16 protein-coding genes are annotated in these 14,382 nt (G+C 32.0%); 11 read left to right on the top strand and 5 right to left on the bottom strand.

Translation table 11 applies throughout. From position 1 onward, the window contains the following. Positions 1-18: 18 nt before the first annotated feature. The 3 genes from ABXT63_RS04230 to ABXT63_RS04220 are packed head-to-tail and all read left to right on the top strand — an operon-like array spanning position 19 to position 2,998. The gene (locus ABXT63_RS04230) at positions 19-999 is read left to right on the top strand and encodes a tripartite tricarboxylate transporter substrate binding protein (protein WP_415320336.1); all 981 of its coding nucleotides are present in this window, start codon (positions 19-21) and stop codon (positions 997-999) included. Positions 1,000-1,028: 29 nt separating this feature from the next. Continuing rightward, positions 1,029-1,499 carry a tripartite tricarboxylate transporter TctB family protein gene (locus ABXT63_RS04225; protein ID WP_415289891.1) on the top strand — a complete coding sequence of 157 codons (471 nt, stop codon included), beginning with the start codon at positions 1,029-1,031 and terminating at the stop codon, positions 1,497-1,499. Further along, positions 1,496-2,998, top strand: coding sequence for a tripartite tricarboxylate transporter permease (locus ABXT63_RS04220; RefSeq protein ID WP_415320334.1), 1,503 nt, complete (start codon positions 1,496-1,498; stop codon positions 2,996-2,998). The genes ABXT63_RS04225 and ABXT63_RS04220 overlap by 4 nt, the downstream gene beginning before the upstream one ends. Here the strand turns inward: ABXT63_RS04220 and ABXT63_RS04215 are convergent. Both ABXT63_RS04215 and ABXT63_RS04210 read right to left on the bottom strand, forming a co-directional pair. Beyond that, positions 2,995-4,077 (bottom strand): glycosyltransferase family 4 protein, encoded by a 1,083-nt coding sequence (locus ABXT63_RS04215; protein WP_415320332.1) that lies wholly within the window; start codon positions 4,075-4,077, stop codon positions 2,995-2,997. The genes ABXT63_RS04220 and ABXT63_RS04215 overlap by 4 nt on opposite strands. Next, a complete protein-coding gene (locus ABXT63_RS04210; protein ID WP_415320330.1) occupies positions 4,077-4,631 on the bottom strand; it encodes a thioredoxin family protein in 555 nt (184 codons plus the stop codon). The genes ABXT63_RS04215 and ABXT63_RS04210 overlap by 1 nt, the downstream gene beginning before the upstream one ends. 20 nt (positions 4,632-4,651) lie before the next feature. Between ABXT63_RS04210 and ABXT63_RS04205 the strand changes: the two genes are divergently transcribed. Next, positions 4,652-5,164: a gamma carbonic anhydrase family protein gene (locus ABXT63_RS04205; protein WP_415320328.1), complete on the top strand. Its 513-nt coding sequence runs from the start codon at positions 4,652-4,654 to the stop codon at positions 5,162-5,164. Here ABXT63_RS04205 and ABXT63_RS04200 read toward each other — a convergent pair. Beyond that, positions 5,161-5,760: a pyridoxamine 5'-phosphate oxidase family protein gene (locus tag ABXT63_RS04200; RefSeq protein WP_415320326.1), complete on the bottom strand. Its 600-nt coding sequence runs from the start codon at positions 5,758-5,760 to the stop codon at positions 5,161-5,163. The genes ABXT63_RS04205 and ABXT63_RS04200 overlap by 4 nt on opposite strands. A gap of 6 nt (positions 5,761-5,766) precedes the next feature. After that, on the bottom strand, positions 5,767-6,633 hold the full coding sequence (locus ABXT63_RS04195; protein ID WP_415320324.1) for an NAD(P)-dependent oxidoreductase: 867 nt from the start codon (positions 6,631-6,633) through the stop codon (positions 5,767-5,769). A gap of 14 nt (positions 6,634-6,647) precedes the next feature. On the opposite strand from ABXT63_RS04195, the gene ABXT63_RS04190 reads away from it, so the two are divergent. Both ABXT63_RS04190 and rpoZ read left to right on the top strand, forming a co-directional pair. Further along, positions 6,648-7,856: an MFS transporter gene (locus ABXT63_RS04190; protein ID WP_415320322.1), complete on the top strand. Its 1,209-nt coding sequence runs from the start codon at positions 6,648-6,650 to the stop codon at positions 7,854-7,856. A 42-nt stretch (positions 7,857-7,898) separates the two neighbouring features. Beyond that, positions 7,899-8,426 carry a DNA-directed RNA polymerase subunit omega gene (rpoZ, locus tag ABXT63_RS04185; RefSeq protein WP_415320320.1) on the top strand — a complete coding sequence of 176 codons (528 nt, stop codon included), beginning with the start codon at positions 7,899-7,901 and terminating at the stop codon, positions 8,424-8,426. Here rpoZ and ABXT63_RS04180 read toward each other — a convergent pair. Continuing rightward, on the bottom strand, positions 8,423-9,568 hold the full coding sequence (locus tag ABXT63_RS04180) for a CaiB/BaiF CoA transferase family protein (protein WP_415320318.1): 1,146 nt from the start codon (positions 9,566-9,568) through the stop codon (positions 8,423-8,425). The two genes, rpoZ and ABXT63_RS04180, sit on opposite strands and share 4 nt — an antisense overlap. 91 nt (positions 9,569-9,659) lie before the next feature. On the opposite strand from ABXT63_RS04180, the gene dctP reads away from it, so the two are divergent. From dctP to ABXT63_RS04155, 5 genes are read left to right on the top strand one after another with little or no spacing between them, the layout of a single operon-like run. Beyond that, on the top strand, positions 9,660-10,670 hold the full coding sequence (gene dctP / locus ABXT63_RS04175; RefSeq protein ID WP_271482773.1) for a TRAP transporter substrate-binding protein DctP: 1,011 nt from the start codon (positions 9,660-9,662) through the stop codon (positions 10,668-10,670). Between the two features lie 49 nt (positions 10,671-10,719). After that, the gene (locus ABXT63_RS04170; RefSeq protein WP_415302667.1) at positions 10,720-11,214 is read left to right on the top strand and encodes a TRAP transporter small permease subunit; all 495 of its coding nucleotides are present in this window, start codon (positions 10,720-10,722) and stop codon (positions 11,212-11,214) included. Then, positions 11,214-12,545, top strand: coding sequence for a TRAP transporter large permease (locus tag ABXT63_RS04165; RefSeq protein ID WP_415320316.1), 1,332 nt, complete (start codon positions 11,214-11,216; stop codon positions 12,543-12,545). Before ABXT63_RS04170 ends, ABXT63_RS04165 begins: the two co-directional genes overlap by 1 nt. Beyond that, positions 12,535-13,539, top strand: a complete 1,005-nt coding sequence (gene dusA / locus ABXT63_RS04160) for a tRNA dihydrouridine(20/20a) synthase DusA (protein ID WP_415320314.1) — start codon at positions 12,535-12,537, stop codon at positions 13,537-13,539. The genes ABXT63_RS04165 and dusA overlap by 11 nt, the downstream gene beginning before the upstream one ends. Beyond that, on the top strand, positions 13,539-14,375 hold the full coding sequence (locus ABXT63_RS04155; protein ID WP_415320312.1) for a sulfite exporter TauE/SafE family protein: 837 nt from the start codon (positions 13,539-13,541) through the stop codon (positions 14,373-14,375). Before dusA ends, ABXT63_RS04155 begins: the two co-directional genes overlap by 1 nt. Positions 14,376-14,382 lie beyond the last annotated feature (7 nt).

Here is a 14,382-nt window from a genome sequence, read left to right as displayed (position 1 = left end):
TAACAATAGAGGAATATAATGAAAAACATTAAAAAATTAGTTTCAGTATTATTCTCAGCAATTCTATTATTCTCTGCAACAGCAACAAATTCAATCGCAATGGATAAAATCCATTTCGTAATTGGTGGTGGTGCTGGTGGTGGATGGGATGGAACTGCTAGAGGTACTGGAGAAGCTTTAACAAAATCAGGAATGTTAAAAAGTGCATCATTTGAAAATATGTCAGGTGGTGGTGGTGGAAAAGCTTTAGCTTTCATGATTAACACTCAACCTAAAAATACAATTTTAGTACAATCTACGCCGCTAGTTTTAAGATCTATTACTAGACACGAAGGTTATGTTTCAGGATCTGGAGTTTTATCTTATAAAGATGTTACACCGATCGCTGGTGTAATTGGTGACTACGGTGCGATTGCAGTTGCAAAAGACTCACCTTATAAAAACTTTAAAGATGTAGTTGATGCATATAAGAAGGATCCAAGCTCTATTAAAATGGCTGGTGGATCAGTAAGAGGAAGTATGGACCATTTAATTGGTGCTTTAGCTTTCCAAGCTGCTGGTGCTAATCCAAATGATGTTGCTTACATTCCTTATGATGCTGGTGGAAAAGCGTTAGCTGGACTTTTATCTGGAGAAACTCAAATTATCTCTACAGGTTTAGGTGAACTTATGGGTGCAAGAGACCAAGTAAGAATTATTGGTATTACTGCTCCTTCAAGAGTAGCTGATGCACCGGATGCACCAACTCTAAAAGAACAAGGATATGATGTTCAGTTCGTAAACTGGAGAGGATTTTTTGGACCTCCAAATATGAGTAATAAAGATAAAAAAGCTTTATCTGCAATGTTAGGTAAAGTTATGAAAACTCCTGAATGGGAAGCTGTTAGAAAAAGAAATGCTTGGGTTAATATTTATAACTCAGATAAGGATTTTGTTAAATTCTTAGATGCACAAACTGTAGAAATGACAGCTCTTATGAAGAAATTAGGAGTTATATAATCCTTTAGGATTATTTAAAAATTAGAGCAGTGAATATAAATACTACTAAAATTATATCACTGCTCTTTTTTATTTTCTCAGCATTCTATTTATATATCGCGTATCAAATTCAAGTTTTTTCATTTGATGAAAATGCACCTTTTAATGCCAGAACATTTCCAATTTATTTAGGTTATGCAGGTTTATTTTTTTCTGGTTTAAAAATTATTTTACCAGAACGTAATACCATTAAAGTTGATCATAATAATTTAGAGTACAAGAAAACTGCTATACTAGTGATTATAGCAATTATTTATGGAGCAACTATATTAAAGGTAGGTTATTTCTTAACTACCTCTCTATTTCTAGCGTCTTCTTATTATGCGTTAGGTGAGAGAAGGTGGAAGTTAATATTTTTACTCTCTTTCCCTTTTGTGGGAGCTTTTATGTACCTTTTACATGGAGTACTTGAAATTTATTTAAGAGATCCATTTTTAAAACTAATTGGAGTTATGGGATGATTGAAGGAATTCTAATTGGTTTAAAAACAGCTCTTACATTTCAAAACATATTTATGGTTATGATTGGTTGTTTTTTTGGAACCATCATTGGAATGCTACCCGGTCTTGGGCCAATGACAGCAATAGCATTAATGATACCTATTACTTATGGTTTTGATCCAGCTACTGGATTAATTTTAATGGCGGGTGTTTATTATGGTGCAGTATTTGGTGGATCAACTTCATCAATTTTATTAAATGCTCCAGGCGTTCCTGGAACTGTTGCAACATCATTTGATGGATATCCTATGGCTCAACAAGGTAAAGCTGGAAAAGCTTTAGCAATTGCTGCTTGGAGTTCTTTTGCAGGTGGAACCCTTGCTTCAATTTATTTATTATTTCTTGCACCCAGTTTATCTAAAGTAAGTTTATCTTTCAGGTCACCAGATTATTTTGCTTTAATGATTTTAGGTTTAACAGCAATTGCAGCCTTCTCATCAAAAGGACAATTTTTAAAAGCAATGATGATGGTTGTTTTAGGTTTAATGTTAGCGTCAGTAGGGCAAGATTCATTATCTGATATTACAAGATTTACTTTTAATAATATGAATTTATCTGATGGGATAAGTTTCGTTTTAGTTGTAATGGCAACCTTTGCTATGAGTGAAGCCTTAACGATTATTTTAAAACGAAATGATCCATCCGCTGTTGCCAAACAAGTTTCATTAACAGAACTTGGTTCAATTAAGATTAATAAAGAAGAGAGAGGTAAAATGTTAAAAGCTATTCCTCGAAACTCAGTTATTGGTTTCTTAATTGGAGTTTTACCAGGTGCTGGCGCAACTATTGCGTCCTTCTTAGCGTATGGAATGGAAAGAAATTTTGTTAGTGATGAAGAAAAAGAAAAATTTGGTAAGGGAAGCGTTCATGGTTTAACTGCACCAGAAACTGCAAACAATGCAGCGTGTTCTGGAGCCTTTGTTCCTTTACTAACTTTAGGAATACCTGGAAGTGGAACTACTGCGGTAATGCTTGGTGCTTTATTAGGATTTGGAATTCAACCAGGACCTAGACTTTATATAACTAATCCTGAAATTTTTTGGTCAGTAATCATGTCGATGTATATAGGAATGGTAGTGTTACTTATTTTAAACTTACCTTTAATACCTTACATAGCAAGAATACTCGCAGTACCTAAAAACTATCTAATTCCACTTATTCTATTTTTTTCAATTACTGGAATTTATGTAATGTCTTTTAATAATTTTGATATTTATCTAATGATTGGGATTGCAGTTGTTGCAACTTTTATGCGCTTATACGATTTTCCAATGCCACCGCTCATATTAGCCTTTGTCCTTGGTGGATTAATGGAAGAAAATTTAAGAAGATCTTTATTAATAAGTGATGGGTCTTGGACTTTTTTATGGGACAGACCTCTTACCGCTACAATAATAGGATTTACAATTCTAATTGTTGGATGGCAAATTTATAAAACAATTAAAAATAAAAAAAGCTAGTTTAAAATTTTTTTATATTCTTCAATAATTGTATTCCACTTAAATTTAGCAGAATTTTCTTTGGCAGCTTTTCCATACTCATGGAATTTATTATTTTCTAACATTAAATTAATTGATGAATAAACTTCATCTAATTCATTACCATCACATATTAAACCTGTTTTCTCATGTTCGATTGCATCTGCTGCACCCCCATCTTTTCCTCCAAGAGAGGGCAATCCATATTGTGCAGCCTCAACATAAGCGATACCAAATCCTTCAACAGATTTTTTATGAATAATGGATGGCATGACAAAAATATCAGATTTAGCAACTAGTGCATTTTTTAATTCATTAGAGATATCTTTAAAAAACATCACTTGTGGCTGAAGACCTAATTCAGCTACTAACTTTTTTATGTTTTCCTCTTCGTCTCCATATCCCACACAAATATAGACAATTCTTGGGTAGATTTGTTTTAAATTTCGAAGAGCCATGATTACTTTTTCATGATTTTTTCTTTTATCAAATCTAGAGACTGTAATTAATCTAGGAGACTTATGTTTTAATAAATTTTCTACTTTATCTAAGGTTTTTTTATCTAATTCATCAATAGGATCAATACCAGGGTTAATAACTGTAATTTTATCTTGATGAACCCCCAATGAAATAGCTAAATTTTTAGTATATTCAGAATTTGCAACGATGGTTTCAACATTATCTAAAACACCTAATACTCTTTTATTAAGAGAAGTACCTTTTTCATGATTAATTTCTTTTCCATGGATCAAACATATTTTCTTTTTATTTGTTTTAAGGTGTTCCAAACTTTTCCAATGATCTGCAATAATTCCATCAATTTTATTTGCCTTAATAAATTCGTTAATGAGTTGTGCTTTTCTATATTTTCTAAGAAGCTTTATTCCACCAACTCGCTCTATTGAAAAAGAAACCTGTTCATCAAATAATTTATGATTTTCATGGTAGTCCGCAAATACTTTTATCATATAGTGTTTTGAAAGTTCATTCGCTAACCCCCACATTAAATTTTGCATACCACCCACTTCTGGAGGAAATGTTTTTGTAACTATTAAATACATTAATTATCTAACCATTTAATACTACAGCCAATACTTGGAACTTGTGTTTCAGGACCTTTACCCGTCTCAGCTATTTGTTTCATTGCAATAAATAAATCACTATCACCATTTCTTACAAGTTTTAAATTATCTAATTCTCTTATTCTGCCTCTGTATTGTAATGCTAAATCATTATTGTATCCAAAAAAATCAGGAGTGCACACTGCATCATAACTTTTTGCAACATTTTGAGTTTCATCAAATAGATATGGGAAATTAAACTGATGTTTTTTAGTAAATTCAATCATATTTTCAAAACTATCTTCAGGATAATTTATTGGATCATTAGCTGAAATAGCCACAGCTTTTACTCCGAGCTTTTCTAAATTTTTGCAATCTTCAACAATGTCTTTAATAACAGCTTTTACGTAAGGGCAGTGATTACAAATAAACATAACCAAAGTTCCATTTATCCCTTTAACGTCATTTAATTTAATAATTTCGTTATTAGTGGACTTTAATTCAAAGCTTTTAGCAGCTTGTCCGAAATCACATATTGGAGTTTTTAACGGCATGTTATAATAATATATAAGTTATGTTTTATGATTTGGAAGATAAAAAAGTTAAAAATTTAGGTGAAAATTGGTCTGCATCTAACGCATCTATCATTGGTGATGTTACTTTAGAAAAAAATACGAGCATTTGGTTTAATGTTACTTTAAGAGGTGATGTTGAAAATATTTATGTTGGTGAAGGCTCCAATATTCAAGACGGTAGTGTGTTACATACTGATCCAGGCTACCCATTAAAAATTGGTAAAGACGTAACTATTGGTCATTTAGTAATGCTTCATGGCTGTATTATTGAAGATAATTCTTTAATTGGAATAGGTGCTGTTATTTTAAATGGAGCAAAGATTGGTAGAAATTGTATTATTGGAGCTAATGCACTTGTTCCAGAAAACAAAGTTATCCCTGATAACTCTTTAGTAGTTGGTTCACCAGGTAAAATCGTAAGGCAAGTTAGTGATGATGAAGCAAAGTCAATTACTGAAAATGCTGTTCATTATCAGGATAATTGGAAAAAATATTCTAAATCAATTTTTTAAGGAATTAACCAGGTATCTTTGTTATTCTCTAAATCAAATCTAGCTCTACGATGACCTTTGGCTGCTAAATAAAGCCACTCAATACTTTTTATTTTACATTGAATAACAGTAAAGTTTTTATAGCCCGCCTCACTTTGCTCCATAGTGAATTCAAAATTATCTAACTCAGGTTTTAACCCTGAAGTAGGGGTTTCAGATAATGTTCCAGGTCCATGATCAACTAAATAACATTTTCTACTCATGTGCCCTGTTTTTAACCAAGACTGTTTTGTAATATCATTTTTATGATTAACAATGCATTCAACTTTAAGCCTAACTTGGATTTTTTCTTCCTTGTCATAAAATAACATTGCTGCATTTTTATTTGATTTTAATTTAGCAATTTTATCTGATCTGATATCACTATGGTATTGGATAAAATTATTTTCTCGATCTGATTTTCTAAGGACCACAATTCTTCCATCAAAGTCATCTTGGCCACCACAGATAAATACTGGAATTCTAAATAGAGAACCTCTATCTTTGATAGCATTATCCAGCATTGACCAAATTTTATTTTTGATCTCACTAAAATCTTCGTAGTATGCTGGTTGCATTATAGATTATTTACTAAGTCTTCTAATCAAACTAGAAGTGTCCCAACGGTTTCCACCCATCTCTTGAACTTCACCATAATATTTATCAACCACTTCAGTTACAGGGAGTTGTGAGCCATTATTTTTAGCTTCATCCATTGCGATTTTTAAATCTTTTCTCATCCAATCTACTGCAAAACCAAATTCAAACTGATCATCAATCATCGTTTTGTATCTATTTTCCATTTGCCAAGATTGAGCAGCACCTTTAGATATAACCTCAATTACATCTTCCATATCCAAACCTGCTTTTTTTCCAAAGTTAATCGCTTCTGATAAACCTTGAACAAGACCCGCAATACAGATTTGGTTAACCATTTTTGCTAATTGGCCATTACCTGGGCCACCTAATAATTTTATTTTTTTGCTGTAACAATCAATAATGTCTTTGGCTTTATCGAAGTTTGCTTGTTCGCCACCAATCATTACCGTTAGTGCACCATTTTCAGCGCCAGCTTGTCCACCTGATACAGGGGCATCTAAAGAGCCAAAACCATTTTTTTTAGCAAACTTATTAATTTCTCTAGCAATTGTTGCAGAAGCAGTTGTGTTATCGATATAAACTGAACCTTTTTTAATTGTTTTAAAGATACCGTTGTCACCAAAAGTTACTTCTCTTAAATCATTATCATTACCAACACAGGTAAGCACAAAGTCAACACCCTCAGCTGCTTTTGCAGGAGTATCTGCTTTTGAACCTTTATATTCAGCAACCCATTTGTCAGCTTTTGCAGCAGTTCTATTATAAACAGTTACATTGTGGCCTGCTTTTGATATATATCCTGCCATTGGATAGCCCATGACACCTAAACCTATAAATGCAACATTGCTCATAATTTCTATTTCCTATGTTTAAAAGTTTGAATTTTAAAGTAATTTTATTTGGTTTTATCTTTACATTTTTTTCAAGCTTTGGACAGAGTTTTTTTCTAGGACTATTTAATTCAAGTATAAGGGATGCGCTTTCTATCACCCATGGTCAGTTTGGATCTATTTATGCATCCGCTACTCTATTAAGTAGTTTTATTCTCGTTTGGGTTGGTAAAAAGATAGATGACTTTAATATTTTAAAATTTGCATCTTATGTCATTGCTTTATTAGCCATCTCTTGTTTTTTATTTTCTAAAATTTCTTCAGTAGCTTTTTTATTTTTATCAATTTTTTTAATGAGACTATCAGGCCAAGGACTAATGTCTCACACAGCAACTACAACAATTTCTAGATTTTTTGAAAAGACTAGAGGGCGTGCGTTAAGTACAACTTGGCTTGGTTTATCATTAGCAGAATTTATTTTGCCCTTATTGATTATTTTTTTGTTAACTTTTATAGATTGGAGAAATATTTGGATAGCTATTTCAATTTCAATTATTATCATCTTACCCATAGTCATCGTTACATTAGTTAAAAATGTTAAATTAGATTCAAGAGAGATATCTAGTTATGCAAATATTAAAACTAAAGATATAAAACAATGGACGAGAGGTGAAGTATTAAAAGATTACCGCTTTTATATTATCTGTCTAAGTATGTTAGCGATGCCTTGGATTGCAACGGGCACATTTGTTTATCAATCTTTTATAGTATCCTCCAAAGGTTGGGGGCCTTATGTTATTGCTCAATCCTTTATGGTGTATTCAATTTTATCTGTGATCACTTTATTTCTAACTGGCTTTTTAATTGATAAGTTTAGCAGTCGAAAATTAATAATTTATATGAACGTTCCTTTATTAGTTTCAACCTTTGTACTTTATTATTTTAACTCTCCCATTTCATCTTTTGTATTTTTAGGTTTAATTGGAATTTCAAATGGTTTAGCAAATGTTTTAGGCTCTGCTACTTGGGCTGAAATTTATGGAGTTAAATATATTGGTTCCATTAAAGCTCTAACAACAGCATTAATGGTATTTTCAACAGCATTTGGTACAGCACTCTTTGGAATTTTGATCGATAATAGCTTTTCTATCGAGCAAATCGCTTTAGTTTCAGGATCTTATATTTTAATCGCAATATCGTTGTTATTACTTGTAAAGAACAAGCTTAATCCTCATTATTTATGAAATTATCCTTGATTTTTTTTAACCACCGTATAGATAATGCGCATGGCTAGAGTAACAGTAGAAGATTGCATAGACAAAGTAGAAAGCCCTTACGAATTAGTATTGGTTGCTAAAGAAAGAGCAGTTCAATTAAATTCAGGTCTTGAACCTACTCTTGATAGAGATAATGATAAAAACACAGTTATTTCTCTAAGAGAAATTGCAGAAGGAACTATCCAAGTTTCAGATTTAACAGATAGTGCGGTTCATAAACTTAGAAAACATGTAGAGCAAGTTGATGATGGTACGGATGATGATGAAATAGTTGGTGATGACTTTGAGAGTATTTACAAAGGTGAAATTTCTAAAAGTGGGACACCTATTTTACCATCAAAAAGAGCTAGAAAAATTCCAGAAAAAATTCAAGTTGCACCAGAAGATTTAGAAGAATTAACTGCAAAAGCAGAACCAGAAGTAGAAGTTAACTCAGAGTTAGAAGTTGCTTCAGAAGAAACTGAGGTTTCTTTAGATCAAATAGCTGAAAATGAAACAGCTGAAGACAGTTTAGATGAAACTGAACCTAGTAGTTAATTATTAAATTCCTTTAAGATTTTTTCCCTGTGTTCGTCTAAGTCAGGAATGTCACCGCGTGTTGTCTCATCTTTATAGTTAGACATTTTAATTGGATTACCAGCTAATTTAAAATCACCGATAACTTTATGATGTGCTTTAACAATCATATTACGAGCTTTAACTTGAGGGTTTTCAACAGCTTCTTTTATATTAAATATTGGACCGCACGGAATTCTTTCTTTTTCCATTTCACTTACCCACTCACTAGTATTTTTAAAAATAAGTTTATCTTCAAGTATCTTTTTTAGATCATCCATATTTTCTGATCGTAAAGAGTTCGTATTAAATTTAGGATCTATAGAAACTTCAGGAACATTCAAAACATTACAAAGTTTTTCAAATAATTTTTCATTACCAGCAGCTATAATGATGTGACTATCTTTTGTTTTAAAAGCCTCAAATGGAGCAATAGAAGGGTGACGGGATCCCATTGGTTTTGGTATTTCATTTTTAGCAAGATATCTTGCAATAGCATTTTCTAAAATTGCTATTTGACAGTCTAGCATTGAAACATCAATAAAAGTTCCTTTACCAGTTTTTTCTCTATCATAAAGTGCTGCATTAATTCCAACAGTAGTAAATAATCCAGCAGTAATATCTCCAATAGAAGTACCAACTCTTGTTGGTTCAGAATTAGGTTGGCCTGTAACACTCATAAGCCCCCCCATACCTTGAACAACCATATCGTAAGCAGGTAATTCTTTTAATGGACCAGTTTGTCCAAAGCCTGATGCTGATGCATAAATTAATCTTGGATATTTTTTACAAACATCTTTCCAGCCATATCCCCACTTCTCCAATGTACCTGGTTTAAAGTTTTCAACTAGAATATCTGCTTTATCTAAAATTTTATCAAATATTTTTTTGTCATCTTCATTTTTTAGATTAAGAGCAATACTTTCTTTGCCTCTATTTAGTGACATAAAATAAGCTGAATAATCTTCAATAAAAGGTCCAAATTTTCTTGAATCATCACCAACTTCTGGTGCTTCCACTTTTATGATACGTGCACCTAGATCAGAAAGCATCATAGTGCAATAAGGACCAACTAGTACTCTAGTTAGGTCAAGAACTAATAGTTTTTTTAAAGGACCATCCATATTTTATACAATAGTGTATTTGTGTAGTGTTGACTCTTACCAAGAACTTTAATTATATGCATCATTAAAATAACTAATGAGAGGAATAATAATGTTTAAAAAAATATCTTTATATTTTACAGCATTAGTTTTAGTTTTATCAACTGTTGGTTCTGCTTATGCGGTAACGTTAAAAGCAAGTCACCAATGGCCTGGTACACCTAGAGCTGATGGATCTTTTGACCCACGTCATGAAATGGTACAAATTATTGCTGATGAAGTAAAAAAAGCTAATGTTGACATTGATATTAGAATTTACCCAGCAAAATCTTTATACAAACCTAAAGAACAGTGGAAACCAATGACTACTGGCCAATTAGATATATCTGCTTTCCCTTTGGGATACGCATCAAAGTTTCACCCAGAGTTTAGTGCAACTTTAATGCCAGGAACAGTTAAAAATCATGACCATGCTTTAAGATTTAATAAATCTCCAATGATGACAGAGATTAAAAAAATTATTAATGATGCAGGTGTAGTTGTTTTATCTGATGCTTGGTTAGGTGGTGGTTTTGTTTCAAAAACAAAATGTATTAGAAAACCTAGCGATGCAAAAGGTCAAGTAATGAGAGCAGCTGGTAAAGCATTTAACCAAATGCTTGAAGGTGCAGGAGCTGGTATTCAAAGTATGCCATCTTCAGAAATTTATACTGGTCTACAAACAGGCGTATTAACTGGTGCAAATACTAGTTCAGGAAGTTTTGTAAGTTACAAAATTTACGAACAAGTAAAATGTGCAACACCTCCAGGAAAATTTGGTCTATGGTTTATGTATGAACCGATCCTTATGTCTAAGAAATCTTTTGATGCTTTAAGTTCTAAGCAACAAAAAGCTCTTATGAAAGCTGGAAAAGTAGCTGAAAAATATATGACAGCACAAGTAGCCAATCTTGATAAGACATTTGAAGATGCTTATAGAGATGCTGGTGTTGAGTTAGTATATATGACTGCTGCAGATCATGCTGAATGGATTGAGATCGCAAAGAAAACTGCCCACAAAGCGTTTGCAGAGCAAGTACCAGGTGGTGCTAAGCTTATGGAAATGGCTTTAGCAGTTAAATAAAATAATATATAAAGAGCCCCTATTTGTGAAAATAAATAGGGGTTTTTTTATGAAAAAAAAATATTTAAAATTTTGTAATTACACTTCCCAAGCTTGTGGAGCTTTTGCTGTGGGTGCTTTGATTTTATCAATTTTAGTAATTGTTGAGCTTGTTTTTGAAAGATATTTTTTTCAACGGGCTATTACATGGCAAACTGAATTAGTAACTATACTGCTTGTTGCATCTACTTTTATTGGTAGTGCTTATGTTTTAAGTGAAAAAGCCCATGTAAGCATGGAATGGATATATGATTTTATGTCTAAAAAAAATATTGTTAAGCTTAAAATTTTTACTTCATTATTAAGCTTATGTTTTTTCTTAATTCTATTTTATTTTGGTTTTTTGATGGTTGAAGAAGCATTTACTAAGAATTACACAACAGGAACTATTTGGGACCCGCCATTATGGGTGCCGTATTCTTCAATGCTAATAGGTTCTATTTTAATGATACTTCAATATATTGCTGAAATAATTAAACTTTATGATGAGGGGGATTTTAAATAATGGATCCACTTACTATTGCTATAATCGTTGCAGTTTTTACTTTAATAGTTTTATTCTCAGGTATTCCAATAGCTTTTGGTTTAAGTTTTGTTTCAATTACTCTCTTGGTTGCTTTCGAAGGACTGCAAATGTTGGATGTATTTGCTGAAACTTTTTATGCAGGCTTAAATTCTTTTGTACTGTTATCTATTCCAATGTTCATACTTATGGGTATGGCGGTTGCTCATTCACCTGCGGGAAAAGATTTATATACTGGCCTTGATAGATGGCTTTGGAGAGTACCAGGTGGTTTAGTTATTTCTAATATTGGTGCATGTTCAATTTTTGCTGCTTTAAGTGGATCAAGTCCAGCAACATGTGCTGCAATTGGTACTATGGGAATTCCTGAAATGAGAAAAAGAGGGTATTCAGATCAAATTGCTACAGGAACAATTGCTGCAGGAGGAACTTTAGGGGTTTTAATTCCACCTAGTATAGTTTTAATCGTATATGGAATGGCAACAGGAACTTCTATTGGAAGATTATTTTTATCTGGAATTATTCCAGGATTTATGTTGGCAAGTCTTTTTGCAATTTGGGCATTAATACACAGTTACTTCATTGATAAAAATGCAGCTAAATTATTAAGAAATAGAAAACCACCAACGCTAAAAGAAAAACTAGAAGTTCTTCCTAGAATTTTTCCATTTTTAGCAATCATTATGGGTGTTTTGTATGTCTTATATGGAGGTGTAGCTACACCATCTGAAGCATCTGGTGTTGGGGCATTTTTAGTTTTTGTTATGATAGCGGTTGTCTACAAGATTTATCAGCCTAAAAAGATTTGGAATATTGTTAAAATTTCAATGAAAGAAAGTGTAATGATAATGTTTATTATTGCAGCCTCTTATCTTTTTGCATTCACACTATCTCAACTTTATGTAACTCAATCACTTGCTCAAAGCATGATAGAATTGAGTAGCAATAAATGGATAATTTTTTTAATGGTAAATGTGTTTTTACTTATTGCTGGTTTCTTTTTACCTCCAGTGGCCGTTATTGTAATGACATCGGCTATATTGTTGCCTGTTATAACCACATTAGGTTTTGATCCATATTGGTTTGCAATTGTATTCACTATAAATATGGAAATAGGCTTAATCACACCGCCCGTTGGATTAAATCTATATATAATTAAAGGGATAACACCTGATGTAAGTTTATCTACAATCTTAAAGGGATCATTTCCATTTATGATGATGATGGTTTTATCCATATTGATATTGTGTATTTTTCCTGAAATTGTAAGTTGGTTACCTGATAAATTAATGGGTAAATCTCTTGGATATTAAAAAAGACATTAATAGAAAAATTTCAGTAGCTCCTATGATGGATTGTACTGATCGTCATGATCGATATTTTTTAAGATTAATGAGCAAGAATGTTATGCTATATTCAGAAATGGTTGCAACAAAATCAGCAATTCATGGAGATCGAAAAAAAATTCTATCTTATAGTCCAGAAGAGAAACCTTTGGCTTTACAAGTGGGTGGATCTGATAAAGCAGAGTTAGCAGAAGTTGCAAAAATTGCAGAAGACATGGGTTATGATGAAGTTAATATTAACCTAGGTTGTCCTAGTAAAAAAGTTCAAAAAAATATGTTTGGTGCTTGCTTGATGAAAGAACCAGATTTAGTTACAGAGTGTATTAATTCAATGGTTAATGCTTGTAAAATTCCAGTTACTGCAAAAACTAGAATTGGATTTGATGATACTGAAGAATTTGATTATTTAAATAATTTCATACTAAAGATGAAAGGTGTTGGTTGTAGAACTTTTATATTACATGCTCGAAAAGCTATTTTAACTGGAATGTCACCTAAACAAAATTTAAATATTCCAAAATTAAACTATGGAATGGTCTACAAAATAAAAGAAGAAAATCCAGACTTAGAAATTATTATTAATGGAGGAATTTCAAAAATTGATGAGATTAAAAATCATTTAACCTTATGTGATGGTGTTATGATTGGTAGATCCATATATCAAAACCCTTATTCGTTAGTTGAAATTGAAAATGAAATTTTTGGAACAAAAGAAAGACCTACAAGAGAAGAGATTGCTGAGAAACTACTAGAGTACCTTGAGAAAGAAGTTAAGCTTGGTACAAAAGTAAATCATATTATGCGACACACAGTTGGATTATATCATGGTCAAATTGGTTCAAAAGATTGGAAAAGATATTTAAGCGATAATATGATGGCAAGAGATTTAGATTTCCAAAAATCAAAACATATAATGACAATTGTGCAAAATAACGAGAAAGCTAATCAGGTTAACTCATAATGGAAAATTTAAACTACGGTGAGATAATTAACCTACTGGCGGTCCTTGCAATATCTGCAGCTGTAGCAGGTTTCATGGCGGGATTACTTGGTGTGGGTGGTGGAATTATAATGGTCCCAGCTCTATATTATGCATTCACAGTATTGGACTTTGAATTAATAACCAGAATGCATTTAGCAGTTGGAACTTCTTTAGCTATTATTATTCCAACTTCGATAATTTCAACCAAGACTCATATGGAATATGATGCGGTGGATTTCAAGATGGTAAAATCCTTTGGTATATTTATCTTATTGGGCGTTATAGTAGGGACTTTTTTTGCAGTAAATCTAAAGACACCAACTCTAATATTATTCTTTTCAATATTTGCTTTTATGGTGGGTTTATTTTTTATATTTCTTAGAGAAAAACTTGTAGAAAATCCTAAAACAATTTCTGACATAGTTAAAAATATCTCGGGGGTAATAATTGGTTTTATTTCAGTGCCCCTAGGTATTGGTGGTGGATCTTTAATGGTACCATTTATGAGAACTTTTGGTTATGACATAAGAAAATCGATCGGCACAGCTGCAGCAGTTGGTTTTTTGATTTCACTTAGTGGAACGATCACAATGATTATGGGTGGAAAAATAATTGATAATGTCAACACACCTTTTAGTATGGGTTATATAAATCTATTAGGGTTTGCAGTATTTTTCCCAGTTACAATGATTATGGCTCGATTAGGTGCCAAAGCAGTTTATAAAATAAATAAAAAACTACTAAGTAAAATTTTTGGAACTTTTTTACTAATTGTGTCAGTTAGATCTTTTATTGAGTATTTGAATATAATATAAAAAAACC

Source organism: Candidatus Pelagibacter sp. Uisw_092 (assembly GCF_047729545.1).
Lineage (GTDB): Bacteria > Pseudomonadota > Alphaproteobacteria > Pelagibacterales > Pelagibacteraceae > Pelagibacter.
Note: the sequence above shows the minus strand (reverse complement) of the source record. Positions and strands in the feature narration are given on the sequence as shown.